Source organism: Streptomyces sp. NPDC059201 (assembly GCF_042754585.1).
Taxonomy (GTDB): domain Bacteria; phylum Actinomycetota; class Actinomycetes; order Streptomycetales; family Streptomycetaceae; genus Streptomyces.
Map to the genome: position 1 here is coordinate 297,660 of NZ_JBHZBB010000008.1, position 17,030 is coordinate 314,689.

Below are 17,030 nucleotides of genomic sequence, written 5' to 3' on the forward strand. Positions count from 1 at the left end.
ACGCACACGGAATTCACTAATATAGGCGCCGCACCACCCCGACTGTCAATTCAGCCGGGGTATTTTTGTGCGCCCGTCAGGCCCCCTGGGACTTCGTGTGGCGGAGGATCGCCTCCGCCAGCGGGGCGTGCACCCGCGGGGGCAGGGCGTGGCCCATGCCGGGGATCTCCACGAGGCGGGCGCCGCGGATCACCTGGGCGAGGTGCTCGGCGTGCGGGGGCGGGGCGACCGGCTCGGCCGGGGCGGCGATCACCAGGACGGGGACCTCGGTGGCGGCCAGTTCGTCGGTGCGGAGGAGCCCGGAGGCGTCGGCGCGGGCGTGCGCGGTGCCGGGCGTGTGGTGTCCGGTGTGGGCGACGATCGCGCGCTCCCGCTCACGGAACCAGTCCGCGTCGAAGGGCAGCGCGTCGCCGGCGAGGGCCCGCCAGTGCGCGACCCGGTGGTCCAGCTCCGCCTCCAGGTCGCGGTCCTCCTCGGGGCGGGACCAGAACTCCAGGAGGTGCTTCGCGGGCCCGGGCAGCTCCTCGGCCGGGACGCGGGTGCCGTCGGGGCGGACGTACGGGGTGGTGCTGAGCGCGGCGGTGCCGATGACCGTGGCGCCGAGCAGCCGGTCCGGGTGGTCGGCGACCAGGAGCTGGGTGAGCAGTCCGCCGAGGGACATGCCGACGACGTGGGCCCGCTCGATCCCGTACGCGTCGAGGACCGCGACGGCGTCCTCGGCGAGCCGGGAGAGCGGGTAGGGCTTCTCGTCGAAGGCCCAGGTGGAGCGGCCGGTGTCCCGGTGGTCGTAGCGGATCACCCGGTGGCGCTCGGCGAGCAGCGCCACCAGCCCGTCGGGCCAGGCGAGGCCCGAGGCCAGCGCGCCCATGACCAGGAGCAGCGGGGGCCGGCCGGGGTCGCCGTACTCCTCGGTCCAGAGCCGTACGCCCGGCTCCACGTCCACATACCGTTCCCGCGTCATGCGGATCTCCTCCCGTCGGCTCAACAAGACGAGACGTATCGTATCGCCAACACCCCGGGGAAGGTCAAGCACCACGGAGGGCCGGACCCCTCGCGAAAGGGCCGGACCCCTCGGGAGGGATCCGACCCTCCCCCTACGGGGCGCCCGGGGTGAGGCTCTAGGTGTCCGGGCTGAGGGCCTTGGCGTCCGGGGTGAGGCTCTTGTGGAAGTGGACGTCCTCCGCGCCGCCCGGGATGCCGAGCGTGCGGCCGGTCTCCACGTACCCGTGCCGCCGGTAGAAGTCCGGGGCCTGGAAGGTGAAGGAGGAGACGACGGCGCGGTCGCAGCCGCGCCGGCGGGCCTCCGCCTCGGCCGCGCGCAGCAGCCGGCTCCCCCAGCCGCCCTGGCGGTGGTCCTCGCGCACCCACAGCATGTCGATGCCGAGCAGTCCGGCCCAGGTCCAGGCGGTCAGCCCGCCGACGGTCTCGCCCGTCGCCGGGTCGACCGCGCGCACGGACAGCTCGCCCTGGTCCTCGGCGGTGGTCCGGGTGGCCGCGAAGTTGTACGCGTCGAGGCCCCGGTCCAGGAGTTTCGTCAGGTCCGGGTCGCGGCCCCCGACGGTCAGCCCCGTCTCGTCGTGATCATGGTTCATGGGGCCGAGTCTGGCACGGGATCCGGGCCCCGGCTCAGTCCAGGACGTCTTCCAGCTCCTGCCGGAGCTTCCGCTTCGGGCGCGCCCCGACCAGGGACTTCACCGGCTCGCCGCCCTGGAAGACCATCAGGGTGGGGGTGGCCAGGACGCCGTAGCGGGCGGTGGTCTCGGGGTTGCGGTCGACGTCGATCTCGACCACGCGCAGCCGTCCCTCCTCCTCCGCCGCGAGCGCGGCGAGCACCGGCTTCAGCTGGCGGCAGGGGCCGCACCAGGTGGCCGTGAACTGCACCAGGACCGGGGGCCCGGCCGCCAGGACGTCCGCCGCGAACTCCGCGTCGCTCGTCTCGGTCACCGTGGGATTCGTCGTCATCTCCGTCATCTCCGTCACTCCTCCGTGCTCGCTGTCGTCTCCGTGCTCGCTGCCGTCTCCGTGCCGAGCTCGCACCGCGGGGCCGGGCCCGCGGGCAGGTCCGCCTCGGCCCTCAGCAGCTGGACGGCCACCTGGTCGCGTACCTCCTGGAGGCGGCCGAGCAGCGCGTCCAGCTCGTCGAGCTTGCGGCGGTAGACCGCGACCGACGCGGGACAGGAGTCCCCCGCCGGATGCCCCGCCCGCAGGCAGTCGACGAACGGCCGGGTCTCCTCCAGCTCGAACCCGAAGTCCTGGAGGGTCCGGATCTCCCGCAGCAGCCGCAGGTCGCTCTCGTCGTAGGTGCGGTGCCCCTGTTCGGTGCGCCGGGCGGGCAGGAGACCACGGGACTCGTAGTACCGCAGGGTCCGCGTGGTCGTCCCGGCCCGCTCGGCCAGCTCTCCGATGCGCATGACGACGAACGTACGCGTTGACGCCGACGTCAAGGCAAGACGGCGGGGTACGGAACCTCAGCCGGCCGCCTTGAGGAGGGGCACGATCTCCGCCTCCTCGTACGCGAAGTGCGTCTCCAGCTCCGACCGCAGCCGGTCGAACTCGGGGCGCAGTTCCTCCGGCCCGGTCTCGTCGACCCGGGCGAGCAGCCCGCGCAGCTCCTCCAGGGCGCGGGCGACGGTCTCGTGCTCGGCCCGCAGCCGCTCGAAGACCTCCGCCTTCTCGGGGAACTCCCGTGCCAGGTACGGGAAGAGGCCCGCGCCCTCGCCTCCGTGGTGGTGGGCGAGGCCCGCGCAGAAGGTGAGGCAGTGGCGGCGGAGCTCCACCGTGAGTTCGGCCGCGCCCGGCGCCGCGAGGCCGTCGGCGAGGGCGGCGAGCTCGCCGCGCAGCCAGTCGTGGATCTTGACCAGCTCGTCGGCGAGGGCGTCGAGCCGGTTCGGCGGGGCGTAGTCGGAGACCGGGATCCGGTGGAGGACCACGACGGGCAGGACCCGGGTGGTGGCCTTCTGGTAGTCGGCGTATCCGGGGGCGGCGGCGACGACCTTCGCGAAGAGCGCGTCCCGCTCGGCGCCGGTCGCGGCGACGGCGGTGGCCTGCCAGCGGTCCTCGCCCACCTCGACGGTCACGGTGGGGTGGGCCAGGACGTTGCGGTACCAGTCCGGGTGGCGGTCGGAGCCGCCGGCCGAGCCGACGACGAGGAGGCGGTCGCCGTCCTCGACGAAGCCGAGCGGGGTGGTGTGTTCTGCGCCGGACCTGGCGCCGGTGGTGGTGAGGAGAAGGAGCACCCATCCCTCGAAGGGGCCGCCGAGGCGTCCGGCGTTGGTGCGGAATTCTTCGATGATCTGGACGTTGAAGTCGAGAGGCAACTGCCGTCCCTACTGTCCTCTTGCCTCCATGTCTCCGCTTTCGAGCGCGGACCGACACGCGACGTGAGTGGCCCCATCTCACGCGAAGGCCCTTGACGGTGTCAAGGGCCTTTCGCGCACGGAGCGGGATCCTCCCGGTGCCCGGATCCGGCTCAAGGCCCGGGTCCCGGGAGGAGGTTCACGACGGTCAGACGCCGGCGCGGGCGCGCTCCTCGCCCTGGTCACGCTGGTCCGGCACGGCGGTGGGGTCGTCGGCCGCCGGAGCGTGGCCGGCGTGGTCGTCCACGAACGTCTTCTCGTCGAAGGGGAACTTCCCCGCCAGGACCTCGGTCACCCGTGTCCGGTCGATCTCCTTCGTCCAGGTGCCGACGAGGACGGTGGCGACGGCGTTGCCCGCGAAGTTGGTGAGGGCGCGCGCCTCGCTCATGAAGCGGTCGATGCCGACGATGAGGCCGACGCCGTCGACCAGGTCGGGGCGGTGCGACTGGAGGCCGCCCGCGAGGGTGGCGAGGCCCGCGCCGGTGACGCCGGCGGCACCCTTCGAGGCGATGATCATGAAGACGAGGAGGGAGATCTGCTCGCCGATCGAGAGCGGGTCGCCCATCGCCTCGGCGACGAAGAGCGAGGCCATCGTGAGGTAGATGGCGGTGCCGTCGAGGTTGAAGGAGTAGCCGGTGGGGACGGTGATGCCGACGACCGGCTTCGAGACGCCCAGGTGCTCCATCTTCGCGATCAGGCGGGGCAGCGCCGACTCGGAGGACGAGGTCGACAGGATCAGCAGGAACTCGCGGCCCAGGTACTTCAGAAGCGCCCAGATGCTGACCCCGGCGACCAGCCGGAGCAGCGCGCCGAGGACGACGAAGACGAAGAGCGCGCAGGTCAGATAGAAGCCGATCATGATGACGGCGAGCGACTTCAGGGCGTCGAGCCCGGTCGCGCCGACGACGGCGGCGATGGCGCCGAAGGCGCCCACCGGGGCCGCCCACATGATCATGGAGAGGATGCGGAAGACCAGCCGCTGGATGTGCCCGATGCCGCGCAGCACCGGCTCGCCCGCCGAACCCATGGCCTGGAGCGCGAAGCCCGCGAGGAGGGCGACGAGGAGGGTCTGGAGGACCTCGCCCTCGGTGAAGGCGGAGACGAGCGTGGTCGGGATGATCCCGAGCAGGAAGTCGGCGGTGCCCTCGCTCGCGCCCTCCGCCTGCTGGGCTCCGGCCTCGGCCAGCTCCTTGGTGAGGTGGAGGCCGGAGCCGGGCTCCAGGAGGTTGCCGACGAGGAGGCCGATCGCGAGTGCGACGGTCGACATCACGAGGAAGTAGCCGAGGGCGAGACCGCCGACGGCGCCGACCTTGGCGGCCTTGCGGACCGAGCCGACGCCCAGGACGATCGTGCAGAAGATGATCGGCGAGATCATCATCTTGATCAGGTTCACGAAGCCGGTGCCCAGCGGCTTCAGCTCGACGGCCACGCCCGGGGCGAGGAAACCGACGCCGATGCCGAGCAGGACGGCGCCGATCACGGCCAGATACAGATAGTGGGTACGGTCCCGGCGTGCGGCCACGGGGTCCTCCTCGCGCTGATGGGTGTCCACGTCCCGGTGGACTCCGCGACTATCCATCAGCCTGTGACCGGGGTCACGGTTACGTGCGTTTCGTTCACGACCGAAACGTCACAGGCCCTCCCCAGGGGGCCTGGGGACGGTTCGGGGGAAGGGCACGATTCGGGAACGCAATGCCTCGGAGCAAATCCCGGCGTGCACACTTGCTCGCATGCGCCTCCCGCTCCTCCGCCCCCTCCCCCGGCCACGGCCCCGCAGCCTGGCGGGCCAGCTCTTCGCGATGCAGGTCGTGCTGATGGCCGCGGTCGTGGCGGGCTGCGCGGTCTTCGCGTACCTCACCGACCAGGGCCAGGCGGAGGAGACCGCGCGGCGCCAGTCCACCGCGACCGCGACGGCCGTCGCCGGGTCGCCGTCCGTGGTGGCCGCGGCCCAGGCCGCCGATCCGTCCGTCGCGCTCCAGCCGTACGCGGAGGAGCTGCGCCGGCGGGCGGACGTGGCCTTCATCGTGATCATGGCGCCGGACGGCACGCGGTGGACCCACCCGGAACCCGACCGGATCGGCGCGCACTACCTCGGCCACATCGAACCGGCGCTGCGCGGCGAGACCTTCTCCGAGACCCACCTCGGCACCCTCGGCCCGTCCGTGCGGACGATCACGCCGGTCCTCGCCGACGGGCGGGTGATCGCCCTGGTCAGCGCGGGCATCACCATCGAGCGGATCAGCGCGCAGGTACGGGAGCAGGTCGCCGCGCTGCTCGGGATGGCGGGCGCGGCGCTCGCGCTCGGCGGAGCGGGGACGTACGTCATCAACGCCCGGCTGCGGCGGCACACCCACGGGATGAACGCCGCCGAGCTGAGCCGGATGCACGACTACCACGAGGCGGCGCTGCACGCCGTGCGGGAGGGGCTGGTCATGCTCGACGGGCGGCGCAGGATCGCGCTCATCAACGACGGGGCGCGCGAACTGCTGGGCCTGGACGAGGGGGTGATCGGACGGCCCGCGGCGGAGCTCGGGCTGCCGGCGGGGCTCACCGGGGCGCTGCTCTCCTCGGAGCCCCGGGTGGACGAGACGCACCTGACCGACGACCGGGTCCTCGTCGTCAACACCCGCCCGGTGGTGGGCGGGGAGCGGCGCGGCACGGTGGTGACCCTCCGGGACCGCACCGAACTCCAGTCGCTCTCCGGGGAGCTGGACTCGGAGCGCGGCTTCACGGAGGCGCTGCGCTCGCAGGCCCACGAGGCGGCCAACCGGCTGCACACGGTGGTGTCGCTCATCGAACTCGGGCGCGTGGCCGAGGCGGTGGAGTTCGCGACGGCCGAGCTGGAGCTGGCGCAGGCGCTCACGGACCGGGTGGTGGACGCGGTCGGCGAGCCGGTCCTCGCGGCGCTGCTGCTCGGCAAGGCGGCGCAGGCCAACGAGCGGGGCGTGGAGCTGGTGCTCACCGAGGACAGCCGGATCGACGACGGGCTGCTCCCGCCGTCCCTGGCGCCGAGGGACCTCGTCACGGTCCTGGGCAATCTCGTGGACAACGCGGTGGAGGCGGCGGGCGGCACCCCGCACGCGCGCGTGACGGTCACCGTCGCGGCCCGCGCGGGCGACGGGGAGCTGCTGCTCCGGGTCGACGACAGCGGGCCCGGCGTCCGCCCCGCCGACCGGGACGCGGTCCTCGGCCGGGGCTGGTCCACCCGCGGCCCGGGCCGCGGCCTGGGCCTGGCCCTGGTCCGCCAGGCCGTCACCCGCGCCTCCGGCACCCTCACCGTCACCGAGACCCCCGAGGGCGGCGCCCGCTTCACGGTCCGGGTACCGCTGACACCCCAGGCGCCGACGCCGGGCGACGCCCCGGCCCACCTCCCCCGGGACGCGGACCCGGGCACCAGCGGCGTACCCCCACGGCCACGGCACGCCGACGACCGGCCGGGTGCGACCACCGCGCTCCCGGCCCGGCCGTGCCACGGCCCGGACGCCGGTCCGGACGCCGAGCCGGCCACCCGCGCCGACGACGGTGCCGTGCGCCGGGCCGGCGGAGGTGCCCGGTGAGCGGGGTGCAGGAGATTCGGGTGTTGGTGGTCGAGGACGATCCTGTCGCCGCCGACGCGCACGCGTTGTACGCGGGGCGGGTGGAGGGGTTCCGGGTGGTGGGGGTGGCGCACTCGCGCGCCGCGGCGGTGCGGCAGCTCGACCGCGTGCCGGTCGACCTGATCCTGCTCGACCTCTATCTGCCGGACGGGCACGGGCTGGCGCTGCTGCGGGCGCTGCGGGCCGCCGGGCACGGGGCGGACGTCATCGCCGTGACCTCGGCGCGCGATCTGGCGGTGGTGCGCGAGGGGGTGTCGCTCGGGGTCGTCCAGTACGTGCTCAAGCCCTTCGCCTTCGCCACGCTCCGGGACCGGCTGACGCGGTACGCGGAGTTCCGGGGCGCGGCCGGGGAGGCGTCCGGGCAGGACGAGGTCGACCGGGCGCTCGCCGCGCTGCGCGCCCCGCACCCCGCGACCCTGCCGAAGGGGCTGAGCGGCCCGACCCTGGAGGCCGTCACCCGCACCCTGCGCGAGGCGCCGGTCGGGCTGACGGCGGCCGAGGCGGGCCTGGCGGTGGGGATCTCGCGGATCACCGCCCGCCGCTATCTGGAGCACCTGGTCACCGAGGACCGGGCGGCGCGGGCTCCGCAGTACGGACAGATCGGCCGCCCGGAGCTCCAGTACCGCTGGCGCGGGAGCCGCTGAGACGGAGCGCGTACCGCTCACCGGACGTCACGCGCCGATTACCGGTTGGTTCCCATGTTCCTACAGGCCGTGGCCTCGGATGAACGCACCGTAGCCAGTCGTTGCCCCGGGCGCCTACCTTGGCGACGTGCACCGTCCCTCTCCCCCCTTCGACGCCCCGGCCGCGCGCCGCCTGCGCCAGGGGCTCGGCATGGCGCCGGGTCATGTCGCGTACGGCCTGCGGGCCCAGTACGGCCTCCCCGTCACCCCCGACACCGTCGCCGCCTGGGAGCGCGGCACCCTCGTGCCGAGCGAGCAGGAGCTGACCGCCCTCGCCGGTGTCCTGTGGTGCTCCCCCGCCGACCTGATCGCCGTCGCCTCCACGCTGCGGGAGCACCGGATGGCGCGGGGGCTGTCCGTGGAGGAGCTGGCCCGGCGGGTGGGCGTCGCGGCGCCCGCGTACGCCCGGATGGAGGACGAGGGCGGCTGGAAGGGCACCGAGCGGCAGACGGCCGCGCTCGCCGAGGCGCTGGGGCTCGGCCCGCGGGCCCTGATCACCGCGACCGGCGGTGACGAGCGGCTCGCGGAGCTGCTGCGGGACGCGGCGACGACCCGCTGGCAGGCGTACGTGAAGCCGGCGGTACGGATGCTGCCGCTGCCGAAGCGGATCGTGGAGCCGGCGCTGGCGCGGCTGCACACGGAGTACCACGCCCATATGGCGGCGACGTCCAGCTGGGGCGCCTCGGGGGCGACGGGCGACGAGGGCCGGGCGTACCTGGAGGCGGTCAACGAGCACTTCTGGGCGGCGGTCGGGCTGTAGGTCCCGGAAAAGACAGGACGGAGGTCCCGCCGCGCGGGACCTCCGTCCTGGGGTGCGTACCGGCGGTCAGAAGACCGACTCGGCCTCGCGGATGCGGTCCTCCGGGACCGTCTTGAGCCGGGTGACGGCCTCGGCGAGCGGCACCATCTTCACGTCGGTGCCGCGCAGCGCGGTCATGTTGCCGAACTCGCCGCGGTGCACGGCCTCGACCGCGTGCCAGCCGAAGCGGGTGGCGAGGACGCGGTCGTACGCGGTGGGGGTGCCGCCGCGCTGGACGTGGCCGAGGATGACCGGGCGGGCCTCCTTGCCGAGGCGCCGCTCCAGCTCGTAGGCGAGGGCGGTGCCGATGCCCTGGAAGCGCTCGTGGCCGAACTGGTCGATCGCGCCCTTGCCGTAGTCCATCGTGCCCTCGGCGGGGTGGGCGCCCTCGGCGACGCAGATGACGGCGAACTTCTTGCCGCGGGCGAAGCGCTCCTCGACCATCTTGACCAGGTCGGCGGGGTGGAAGGGGCGCTCGGGCAGGCAGATGCCGTGGGCGCCGCCGGCCATGCCGGACTCCAGCGCGATCCAGCCGGCGTGACGGCCCATCACCTCGACGACCATGACCCGCTGGTGGGACTCGGCGGTGGTCTTCAGCCGGTCCATCGCCTCGGTGGCGACGCCGACGGCGGTGTCGAAACCGAAGGTGCGGTCGGTGGAGGAGATGTCGTTGTCGATGGTCTTGGGGACGCCGACGACGGGCACGCCCGCGTCGGACAGCATCCGGGCGGCCGTCAGGGTGCCCTCGCCGCCGATCGGGATGAGGGCGTCGAAGCCGCTCTTCTCGACGAGTTCCTTGGCGTTGTCGCAGGCCGCGGCGAAGCGGTCGCGCTCCAGGCGGGAGGAGCCGAGGATGGTGCCGCCGCGGGCGAGGATGCCGCTGACGGCGTTGAGGTCGAGGGTGCGGTAGCGCCCGTCGAGGAGTCCGGCGTAGCCGTCCTCGAAGCCGATGACCTCGTCCCCGTAGTTGGTCACGGCCCGGTGCACGACCGACCGGATCACTGCGTTCAGGCCGGGGCAGTCGCCGCCTGCGGTGAGAACTCCGATGCGCATCGTGCTGTGTCTCCTGCTCGGTCGCGGTCAGTTTGAGCCGATTCGATTCTCACACGACCGGTGCCTCGCGGCCGTTCGCCGCCGCTCCGCGCGTGCCGGGAACGGGTCCGTCCGGGGGTCTTTCGTCCCCCGGAGAGGGGCCTTCGTACAGCGGGCGGCCTACCCAGGTGCAGAGGTATTGTCAAGGGGGTAATGCCACCCTATCGGTGCCTTTCCAGCACCGGGGGTTGACGCAGGCGAGGGCCGGGCCCCGAGGACGGGCCGGGCCCTCGCGCAGGACGGCCCCTCCACGGGACGGGCCCCTTCCGCAGGACTGGACAGGAGACCACGGCGTGACGCGCAGTGTGTACGTGACCGGGATCGACCGCGGGGACGGCCGCCAGGTCGTCGAGCTGGGAGTCATGGAACTCCTCACCCGACAGGTGGACCGGGTGGGGGTGTTCCGTCCACTGGTGCACGACGGCCCCGACCGCCTCTTCGACCTCCTGCGCACCCGCTACCGGCTCACCCAGGACCCGTCGACGGTCTACGGCATGGACTACCACGAGGCGTCCGCGCTCCAGGCCGAGCAGGGCACCGACGAACTCCTCTCCCGGCTCGTCGACCGCTTCCACGCGGTCGCCCGCGACTACGAGGTCGTCCTCGTCCTCGGTACGGACTTCGCCGGCACCCAGGTCCCCGACGAGCTGGCGCTCAACGCCCGTCTGGCGAACGAGTTCGGCGCCTCCGTCATCCCGGTCGTCGGCGGCAAGGGCCAGGAGGCCGAGTCCGTCCGCGCCGAGGCGCGCAACGCCTTCCGCGCCTACGACGGCCTCGGCTGCGACGTCCTCGCGATGGTCGTCAACCGGGTGACGGCCGAGGACCGCGAGGTCATCGCCGAGCGGCTCGCCGCCCGCCTCCCCGTCCCCTGCTACGTCCTCCCGGACGAGCCCGCGCTCGCCGCCCCGACCGTCGCCCAGATCACCCACGCGCTCGGCGCGAGCGTCGTCCTCGGCGACGACGCCGGGCTGGCCCGCGACGCCCTGGACTTCGTCTTCGGCGGCGCGATGCTGCCGAACTTCCTCAACGCGCTGACCCCCGGCTGCCTGGTCGTCACCCCCGGGGACCGCGCCGACCTGGTCGTCGGCGCGCTCGCCGCCCATTCGGCCGGTACGCCTCCGATCGCCGGCGTCCTGCTCACCCTGGACGAGCGGCCCAGCGACGCGATCCTCACCCTGGCGGCCCGGCTCGCGCCCGGCACCCCGGTGATCTCCGTCCCCGGCAACAGCTTCCCGACCGCCGCCGAACTCTTCGCCCTGGAGGGCAAGCTGAACGCGGCCACCCCGCGCAAGGCGGAGACCGCGCTCGGCCTCTTCGAGCGGCACGTGGACACCGCCGACCTGCTCAAGCGGATCTCGGTGGCGCCCAGCGGCCGGGTCACCCCCATGATGTTCGAGCACGAGCTGCTTGAGCAGGCGCGCGCCGACCGGCGCCGGGTGGTGCTCCCCGAGGGCAGCGAGGAGCGGGTGCTGCGCGCCGCCGACGTGCTGCTGCGCCGGGACGTCTGCGACCTCACCCTGCTCGGCGACGTCGAGGCGATCCGCAAGAAGGCGGCCGACCTCAGCGTCGACCTGCGCGGGACCCAGCTGATCGACCCGCAGACCTCCGAGCTGCGGGACGCCTTCGCCGAGAAGTACGCGGCGCTGCGGGCCCACAAGGGCGTCACCGTGGAGCTGGCGTACGACGTCGTCGCCGACGTGAACTACTTCGGCACCCTGATGGTGCAGGAGGGCCTGGCCGACGGCATGGTCTCCGGCTCGGTCCACTCCACCGCCGCGACCATCCGCCCCGCCTTCGAGATCATCAAGACCAAGCCGGACGCCTCGATCGTCTCCTCGGTCTTCTTCATGTGCCTCGCCGACAAGGTGCTCGTGTACGGCGACTGCGCGGTCAACCCGGACCCGGACGCCGAGCAGCTCGCGGACATCGCCGTGCAGTCGGCGGCCACCGCCGCCCGCTTCGGCGTCGAGCCGCGGATCGCGATGCTCTCGTACTCGACCGGCACCTCCGGCTCGGGCGCGGACGTCGACAAGGTGCGCGAGGCGACCAAGCTGGTCCGCGACGCGCACCCGGCGCTGCGGATCGAGGGCCCGATCCAGTACGACGCGGCCGTGGAGCCCTCCGTGGCGGCGACCAAGCTGCCCGGCTCCGAGGTGGCCGGCCAGGCGACCGTGCTGATCTTCCCCGACCTCAACACGGGGAACAACACCTATAAAGCGGTCCAGCGCTCGGCCGGCGCCGTCGCCGTCGGCCCGGTCCTCCAGGGCCTGCGCAAGCCGGTCAACGACCTCTCGCGCGGCGCCCTCGTCAGCGACATCGTCAACACGGTCGCCATCACCGCGATCCAGTCCCAGGTCCCCGCCGGGGCCGCAGACGCCCAGGAGCCCACCGCATGACGACCCCCCTCCCGGTACCCGCCGGAGCCCCCAGCCGCGTCCTCGTCCTCAACTCCGGCTCCTCGTCGGTGAAGTACCAGCTGCTCGACATGAGCGACGGCAGCCGGCTCGCCCTCGGCCTGGTGGAACGGATCGGCGAGGACACCTCCCGGCTCGCCCACACCCCGCTCCAGGGCGGCGGCGGCGCGAAGCGCGAGCGGACCGGCCCGATCCCCGACCACGCGGCGGCCCTCAAGGCGGTCGCCGCGGAGCTGGCGGCCGACGGCCTCGGGCTCGACTCCCCCGAGCTGGCCGCGATCGGGCACCGGGTGGTGCACGGCGGGCTGCGCTTCACCGAGCCGACCGTCATCGACGACGAGGTCGTCGCGGAGATCGAGCGCCTGGTGCCGGTGGCGCCGCTGCACAACCCGGCGAACCTGCTCGGCATCCGTACGGCCATGGCGATGCGCCCCGACCTGCCGCAGGTCGCCGTCTTCGACACCGCCTTCCACACCACGATGCCGGAGGCGGCGGCACGGTACGCGATCGACGTGGAGACCGCCGACGCGCACCGGATCCGCCGCTACGGCTTCCACGGCACCTCGCACGCGTACGTCTCCCGGGCGGCGGCGAAGCTGCTCGGCAAGGAGCCGGAGGAGGTGAACGTGATCGTGCTCCACCTCGGCAACGGCGCCTCCGCCTCGGCGGTCCGCGGCGGACGCTGCGTGGACACCTCCATGGGCCTGACCCCGCTGGAGGGCCTGGTCATGGGCACCCGCTCCGGCGACATCGACCCGGCCGTCACCTTCCACCTCAAGCGGGTGGCGGGCATGACCGCCGACGAGATCGACGTCCTGCTCAACAAGAAGTCCGGCCTGGTCGGGCTCTGCGGCGACAACGACATGCGCGAGATCCGGCGCCGGATCGACGAGGGCGACGAGCGGGCCGCGCTCGCCTTCGACATCTACATCCACCGCCTGAAGAAATACATCGGCGCGTATTACGCGGTCCTCGGCCGGGTGGACGCCGTCGTCTTCACCGCCGGCGTGGGCGAGAACGCGGCGCCGGTACGGGAGGCGGCGATCGCCGGCCTGGAGGAGCTGGGCCTCGCGGTGGACGCCGACCTCAACGCCGTACGGTCGGACGAACCGCGGGTCGTCTCCCCCGAGTACGCGCGGGTCGCGGTGGCCGTCGTACCGACCGACGAGGAGCTGGAGATCGCCCGCCAGACCTTCGATCTGACGGGTGAAAGGCCGGGTGCGAGTCCGGGTGAAAGTCCGGTCGGAAGTCCGGTTGGAAGTCCGGTCGGAAAAGTTACTCGAACGACAAACGCCTGAGCGGGCCCCCGCCCATTTGTACTTTCCGCCAGCCGGAATATTCCGCAGTGAAACAAACCGATAGGATCCGCCTCATGCGCCGTTCCAAAATCGTCTGCACGCTGGGCCCCGCCGTCGACTCGTATGAGCAGCTGAAGGCTCTCATCGAGGCCGGTATGAACGTGGCCCGATTCAACTTCAGCCACGGCTCCCAGGCAGAACACCAGGAGCGGTACGACCGCGTCCGGCAGGTCTCCGCGGACACCGGGCACGCCGTCGGCGTCCTCGCCGACCTCCAGGGCCCCAAGATCCGCCTGGAGACCTTCGCCGAGGGCCCGGTCGAGCTGGTGCGCGGTGACGAGTTCACCATCACCACCGAGGACGTCCCCGGCGACAAGTCCATCTGCGGCACCACCTACAAGGGTCTGCCCGGCGACGTCTCCAAGGGCGACCAGGTCCTCATCAACGACGGCAACGTCGAGCTGCGGGTCGTCGAGGTCGACGGCCCCCGGGTCAAGACCGTGGTCATCGAGGGCGGTGTCATCTCCGACCACAAGGGCATCAACCTGCCCGGCGCGGCCGTCAACGTCCCCGCGCTGTCGGAGAAGGACGTCGACGACCTCCGCTTCGCGCTCCGCATGGGCTGCGACATGGTCGCCCTCTCCTTCGTCCGCGACGCCAACGACGTCAAGGACGTCCACAAGGTGATGGACGAGGAGGGCCGCCGGGTCCCGGTCATCGCCAAGGTCGAGAAGCCGCAGGCCGTCGAGAACATGGAAGGCGTCGTCGCCGCCTTCGACGCGGTCATGGTCGCCCGTGGCGACCTCGCCGTCGAGTACCCGCTGGAGCGGGTCCCGATGGTGCAGAAGCGCCTCGTCGAGATGTGCCGCCGCAACGCCAAGCCCGTCATCGTCGCCACCCAGATGATGGAGTCGATGATCACCAACTCCCGTCCGACCCGCGCCGAGGCGAGCGACGTCGCCAACGCGATCCTGGACGGCGCGGACGCGGTCATGCTCTCCGCCGAGTCCTCGGTCGGCGCCTACCCGATCGAGACCGTGAAGACGATGTCGAAGATCGTCGTCGCGGCCGAGCAGGAGCTGCTCTCCAAGGGCCTCCAGCCCCTGGTCCCCGGCAAGAAGCCGCGCACCCAGGGCGGCTCCGTCGCCCGCGCGGCCTGCGAGATCGCCGACTTCCTCGGCGGCAAGGCGCTGATCGCCTTCACCCAGTCCGGTGACACGGCCCGCCGCCTCTCCCGCTACCGGGTCCAGCAGCCGATCCTCGCCTTCACCACGGACGAGAACACCCGCAACCAGCTCACCCTGAGCTGGGGCGTCGAGTCCTTCGTCGTCCCGCACGTCGACAACACCGACGCGATGGTCGACCTCGTCGACGCCGAGCTCCTCAAGCTCCAGCGCCACAACGAGGGCGACACCATGGTCATCACCGCCGGCTCGCCCCCCGGCGTCCCCGGCACCACGAACATGGTCCGCGTCCACCACCTGGGCGGCGGCGAGCGCGACTGACGCGCCCCCGCGGACAGACAGAACGGCCGGTGGGCCGCACCCCGATGAGGGGTGCGGCCCACCGGCCGTTGCCGACCACCCTCGTCGAGAAGTCTGCTGGCCGCGGTCGCGGCGGAGCCCGATGCCGCGCTCGCGTCGGCCGTCGTCGGAGAGGTCCTGGAGCGGGTGCCGCGCGCCGAGCGCGGGGCTGGCGGAAGCCGGGCGGACGAAGCGGATCCGGCGCGCCGCCGCCGAGGCGCTCGGCTGACGGCGTGACACGACGACGGCCTCCCCTCCCGGTCGGGGAGAGGGAGGCCGTCGTGCTCAGCCGAGGTCGGGTCAGCTGGGTTCGATGGTGTTGCGGAGGCCGGGGATCTTGAGGGTGCCGCCGAACTGGCCGGCCTGGACGACCGTGCAGTTCGAGAAGATGGCGAGCGGCACGTCGAGGGGCGGCGGGGAGTTCGGGGTGAACTCGATGGGGATGATCCCGAAGAGGTTGCCCTTGATCGACTCGGTGTACATGGTCACCGTGCCGTTCCGGATCGTCGAGGTCGAGCCCCTGTTCGAGCGGACGTGCGCCGTGCGGCCCTCCGAGTGGACGGTCGTCTGGTGCAGGTCCTTGATGTCCACGCCGTCCTTGGCCGTGAACTTGAGGACCTTCTTGATCTGCCCGCTGGAGGTCTTCACCTCCACGATGCCGTGGTACTTCAGCCCCTTGAGGGTGAGCAGGGAGGTGCTGAGGCGCCACGGGTCGTCCGGCAGGAGCGGGATGCCGGGCTCCAGGTCGGCGGCGGCGAGGGCCTCCGCGTCCGGTTCGGGGCACGGGAAGCGCGGCTTGGCGCCCTCGGGTATGTCCGTGTCCTTCTTGGCGTCCAGGCCCTGGGCGCTCTCGGGGAGCTCCTCGACCTTCGCGCCGGCCTTCTCCGCGGCCTTCTCGATGGCGGCCTTGGCCTTGGCGGCGGCGGGCGCGAGCTCCTCCGTCGCCTTGGCCTCCGTCTTCTTCGGCTCGCTCGTGGGCTCGGACGTCGCCTCGGGCGCCGGTGCCTGGGTGGACGGGGTCTCGTCCGGCGTGGCCGCCTTCTGCTGCGGGGCGGCCGTCGTCGCGGTGGCGGACGGGGTCGCCGTGGGCTCCTTCTTCGGGGCGAGCCCGTCGAAGAAGTCCTTCAGGGTGTCGCCGACGCCCAGCGGGTCGAGCGGGTTGACCGACTTCGTGGGCGTGGGCGTGGCCTTCGGGGCGGTGTCGGCGGCGGGTGCCGCAGCCTGCGCCCCGCCCTGGGTGGCGGCGGATTCGGACGTCGTCGCCGTCGGCTCCGGGGTCGCCGTGGCGGTGGGCGTGGCGGTCGCGGTCGCGGACGGGGTCGCCGTCGCGGACGCGGTGGCCGTCGGCTCCACCGGCTTCGTGACCGTGGCCGTAGCCGTCGGCTCCGGCTTCGCGGTCTCGGTGGCCTTCGCCGTGGGCGTGGCCGTCGTCTCCTCCGCCACCGGCTCGTCGGAGCGGGTCACACAGGGGCCGGGCGCGAAGGGGATGTCCTTCTCGTCGGCCAGTGCGGGGCTGGGCGCGAGGCCCATGCCCACGAACACCGCGGTCGGCATGGCCGCGAGCGCCATCGCCTTGCCCGCGGGGCCCTGGATCCTGTTCAGCAGCGTCTTGCGAGGGGCCGCGTGGCGCGGCCCGCTCCTGCCGAGGCCCTGCTGGGTCTCGTCACCCCGCACTGTTCCTCCCGCCCTTGGCGTCGATCGTCGTCTCGGTCGCCGGTCCGGCGGTCTCGCGCTGCTCGGGCACCCCGGCCGCCGCGACGGCCCGGGTCTCGGCCTCGGAGCCGGTCTCCGCGAAGACCTCCGGCCCGCCGTCGTGCTCCGCCTCCGCCGTCCCCGGCGTCTCCTCGGTCTCCTCGATCTCGGGCGCGGGGGCCCAGGACGCCGACAGGGCGCCGCCGATGAGGGCGAAGAGGAAGCCGACGACCAGTCCGCCGAAGTTCGACACGGGGATGGACACCAGCGCCAGGACGATCGCCGCGACACCCGCGAAGACCCGGACGATGGGCTGGAACCACATCGTGAGGCCGAGGGTGACGAGCAGGACGCCGATGATCAGCGCGCCCGCTCCGGCGGTCGTGGCCATGGCGAGGGTGACGTTGCCGAGCCGCACGTCGCCGTAGGGAAGGTAGGCGATCGGCAGGCCGCCGATCATGGTGAACAGTCCCGCCCAGAAGGGCCGGGTCTGCCTCCAGACCTTGAACCGGTTCTCCTTCTTGGGGACTTCGCGGGAGGCAAGGGTCTCGGCGCTCATGGAAACAGCTCCCTGGAA

15 protein-coding genes are annotated in these 17,030 nt (G+C 72.9%); 6 read left to right on the plus strand and 9 right to left on the minus strand.

Annotated features, from left to right (window positions below):
- Nucleotides 1–76 precede the first annotated feature (76 nt).
- The 6 genes from ACFXMG_RS25740 to ACFXMG_RS25765 all read right to left on the minus strand — a co-directional run bounded on the left by ACFXMG_RS25740 (nucleotide 77) and on the right by ACFXMG_RS25765 (nucleotide 4,935).
- Nucleotides 77–961 (minus strand): alpha/beta fold hydrolase, encoded by an 885-nt coding sequence (locus tag ACFXMG_RS25740; RefSeq protein ID WP_383826722.1) that lies wholly within the window; start codon nucleotides 959–961, stop codon nucleotides 77–79.
- Between the two features lie 157 nt (nucleotides 962–1,118).
- On the minus strand, nucleotides 1,119–1,592 hold the full coding sequence (locus ACFXMG_RS25745; protein ID WP_383826719.1) for a GNAT family N-acetyltransferase: 474 nt from the start codon (nucleotides 1,590–1,592) through the stop codon (nucleotides 1,119–1,121).
- Between the two features lie 34 nt (nucleotides 1,593–1,626).
- Entirely contained in the window at nucleotides 1,627–1,962 is a 336-nt protein-coding gene (locus ACFXMG_RS25750; RefSeq protein WP_383826716.1) for a thioredoxin family protein, read from the minus strand.
- 14 nt (nucleotides 1,963–1,976) lie between these two features.
- Nucleotides 1,977–2,411, minus strand: a complete 435-nt coding sequence (locus tag ACFXMG_RS25755; RefSeq protein ID WP_383826713.1) for a MerR family transcriptional regulator — start codon at nucleotides 2,409–2,411, stop codon at nucleotides 1,977–1,979.
- Between the two features lie 57 nt (nucleotides 2,412–2,468).
- Complete coding sequence (locus ACFXMG_RS25760) at nucleotides 2,469–3,317, minus strand: nitroreductase/quinone reductase family protein (protein ID WP_383826710.1); 849 nt, start codon at nucleotides 3,315–3,317, stop codon at nucleotides 2,469–2,471.
- Between the two features lie 187 nt (nucleotides 3,318–3,504).
- Nucleotides 3,505–4,935 carry a cation:dicarboxylate symporter family transporter gene (locus tag ACFXMG_RS25765; protein ID WP_383826707.1) on the minus strand — a complete coding sequence of 477 codons (1,431 nt, stop codon included), beginning with the start codon at nucleotides 4,933–4,935 and terminating at the stop codon, nucleotides 3,505–3,507.
- A gap of 151 nt (nucleotides 4,936–5,086) precedes the next feature.
- Here ACFXMG_RS25765 and ACFXMG_RS25770 point away from each other — a divergent pair, with 151 nt between their 5' ends.
- The 3 genes from ACFXMG_RS25770 to ACFXMG_RS25780 all read left to right on the plus strand — a co-directional run bounded on the left by ACFXMG_RS25770 (nucleotide 5,087) and on the right by ACFXMG_RS25780 (nucleotide 8,395).
- Nucleotides 5,087–6,913 carry an ATP-binding protein gene (locus ACFXMG_RS25770; RefSeq protein ID WP_383826704.1) on the plus strand — a complete coding sequence of 609 codons (1,827 nt, stop codon included), beginning with the start codon at nucleotides 5,087–5,089 and terminating at the stop codon, nucleotides 6,911–6,913.
- A gap of 5 nt (nucleotides 6,914–6,918) precedes the next feature.
- On the plus strand, nucleotides 6,919–7,596 hold the full coding sequence (locus tag ACFXMG_RS25775; protein WP_383826776.1) for a response regulator: 678 nt from the start codon (nucleotides 6,919–6,921) through the stop codon (nucleotides 7,594–7,596).
- A 127-nt stretch (nucleotides 7,597–7,723) separates the two neighbouring features.
- Nucleotides 7,724–8,395 (plus strand): helix-turn-helix domain-containing protein, encoded by a 672-nt coding sequence (locus ACFXMG_RS25780; RefSeq protein WP_383826701.1) that lies wholly within the window; start codon nucleotides 7,724–7,726, stop codon nucleotides 8,393–8,395.
- A 66-nt stretch (nucleotides 8,396–8,461) separates the two neighbouring features.
- Here ACFXMG_RS25780 and ACFXMG_RS25785 read toward each other — a convergent pair whose 3' ends face one another.
- Nucleotides 8,462–9,487 (minus strand): 6-phosphofructokinase, encoded by a 1,026-nt coding sequence (locus ACFXMG_RS25785; RefSeq protein ID WP_383826698.1) that lies wholly within the window; start codon nucleotides 9,485–9,487, stop codon nucleotides 8,462–8,464.
- A 332-nt stretch (nucleotides 9,488–9,819) separates the two neighbouring features.
- On the opposite strand from ACFXMG_RS25785, the gene pta reads away from it, so the two are divergent.
- The 3 genes from pta to pyk all read left to right on the plus strand — a co-directional run bounded on the left by pta (nucleotide 9,820) and on the right by pyk (nucleotide 14,743).
- Nucleotides 9,820–11,922 (plus strand): phosphate acetyltransferase, encoded by a 2,103-nt coding sequence (gene pta, locus ACFXMG_RS25790; protein WP_383826695.1) that lies wholly within the window; start codon nucleotides 9,820–9,822, stop codon nucleotides 11,920–11,922.
- Complete coding sequence (locus ACFXMG_RS25795) at nucleotides 11,919–13,238, plus strand: acetate kinase (protein ID WP_383826692.1); 1,320 nt, start codon at nucleotides 11,919–11,921, stop codon at nucleotides 13,236–13,238. The genes pta and ACFXMG_RS25795 overlap by 4 nt, the downstream gene beginning before the upstream one ends.
- Before the next feature lie 74 nt (nucleotides 13,239–13,312).
- Nucleotides 13,313–14,743, plus strand: a complete 1,431-nt coding sequence (pyk, locus tag ACFXMG_RS25800; RefSeq protein WP_383826690.1) for a pyruvate kinase — start codon at nucleotides 13,313–13,315, stop codon at nucleotides 14,741–14,743.
- Nucleotides 14,744–15,061: 318 nt separating this feature from the next.
- Here pyk and ACFXMG_RS25805 read toward each other — a convergent pair whose 3' ends face one another.
- Together ACFXMG_RS25805 and ACFXMG_RS25810 are read right to left on the minus strand one after the other, a co-directional pair.
- Entirely contained in the window at nucleotides 15,062–16,435 is a 1,374-nt protein-coding gene (locus tag ACFXMG_RS25805; protein ID WP_383828473.1) for a hypothetical protein, read from the minus strand.
- Entirely contained in the window at nucleotides 16,425–17,012 is a 588-nt protein-coding gene (locus ACFXMG_RS25810) for a DUF6114 domain-containing protein (RefSeq protein WP_383828471.1), read from the minus strand. Before ACFXMG_RS25810 ends, ACFXMG_RS25805 begins: the two co-directional genes overlap by 11 nt.
- Nucleotides 17,013–17,030: the final 18 nt, after the last annotated feature.

Coding starts and splice junctions, on each gene's coding strand:
- ACFXMG_RS25740 (WP_383826722.1), bottom strand. CDS start 961: ATGACGCGGGAACGGTATGTGGACGTGGAGCCGGGCGTACGGCTCTGG.
- ACFXMG_RS25745 (WP_383826719.1), bottom strand. CDS start 1,592: ATGAACCATGATCACGACGAGACGGGGCTGACCGTCGGGGGCCGCGAC.
- ACFXMG_RS25750 (WP_383826716.1), bottom strand. CDS start 1,962: ATGACGACGAATCCCACGGTGACCGAGACGAGCGACGCGGAGTTCGCG.
- ACFXMG_RS25755 (WP_383826713.1), bottom strand. CDS start 2,411: ATGCGCATCGGAGAGCTGGCCGAGCGGGCCGGGACGACCACGCGGACC.
- ACFXMG_RS25765 (WP_383826707.1), bottom strand. CDS start 4,935: ATGGATAGTCGCGGAGTCCACCGGGACGTGGACACCCATCAGCGCGAG.
- ACFXMG_RS25770 (WP_383826704.1), top strand. CDS start 5,087: ATGCGCCTCCCGCTCCTCCGCCCCCTCCCCCGGCCACGGCCCCGCAGC.
- ACFXMG_RS25785 (WP_383826698.1), bottom strand. CDS start 9,487: ATGCGCATCGGAGTTCTCACCGCAGGCGGCGACTGCCCCGGCCTGAAC.
- ACFXMG_RS25795 (WP_383826692.1), top strand. CDS start 11,919: ATGACGACCCCCCTCCCGGTACCCGCCGGAGCCCCCAGCCGCGTCCTC.
- pyk (WP_383826690.1), top strand. CDS start 13,313: ATGCGCCGTTCCAAAATCGTCTGCACGCTGGGCCCCGCCGTCGACTCG.
- ACFXMG_RS25810 (WP_383828471.1), bottom strand. CDS start 17,012: ATGAGCGCCGAGACCCTTGCCTCCCGCGAAGTCCCCAAGAAGGAGAAC.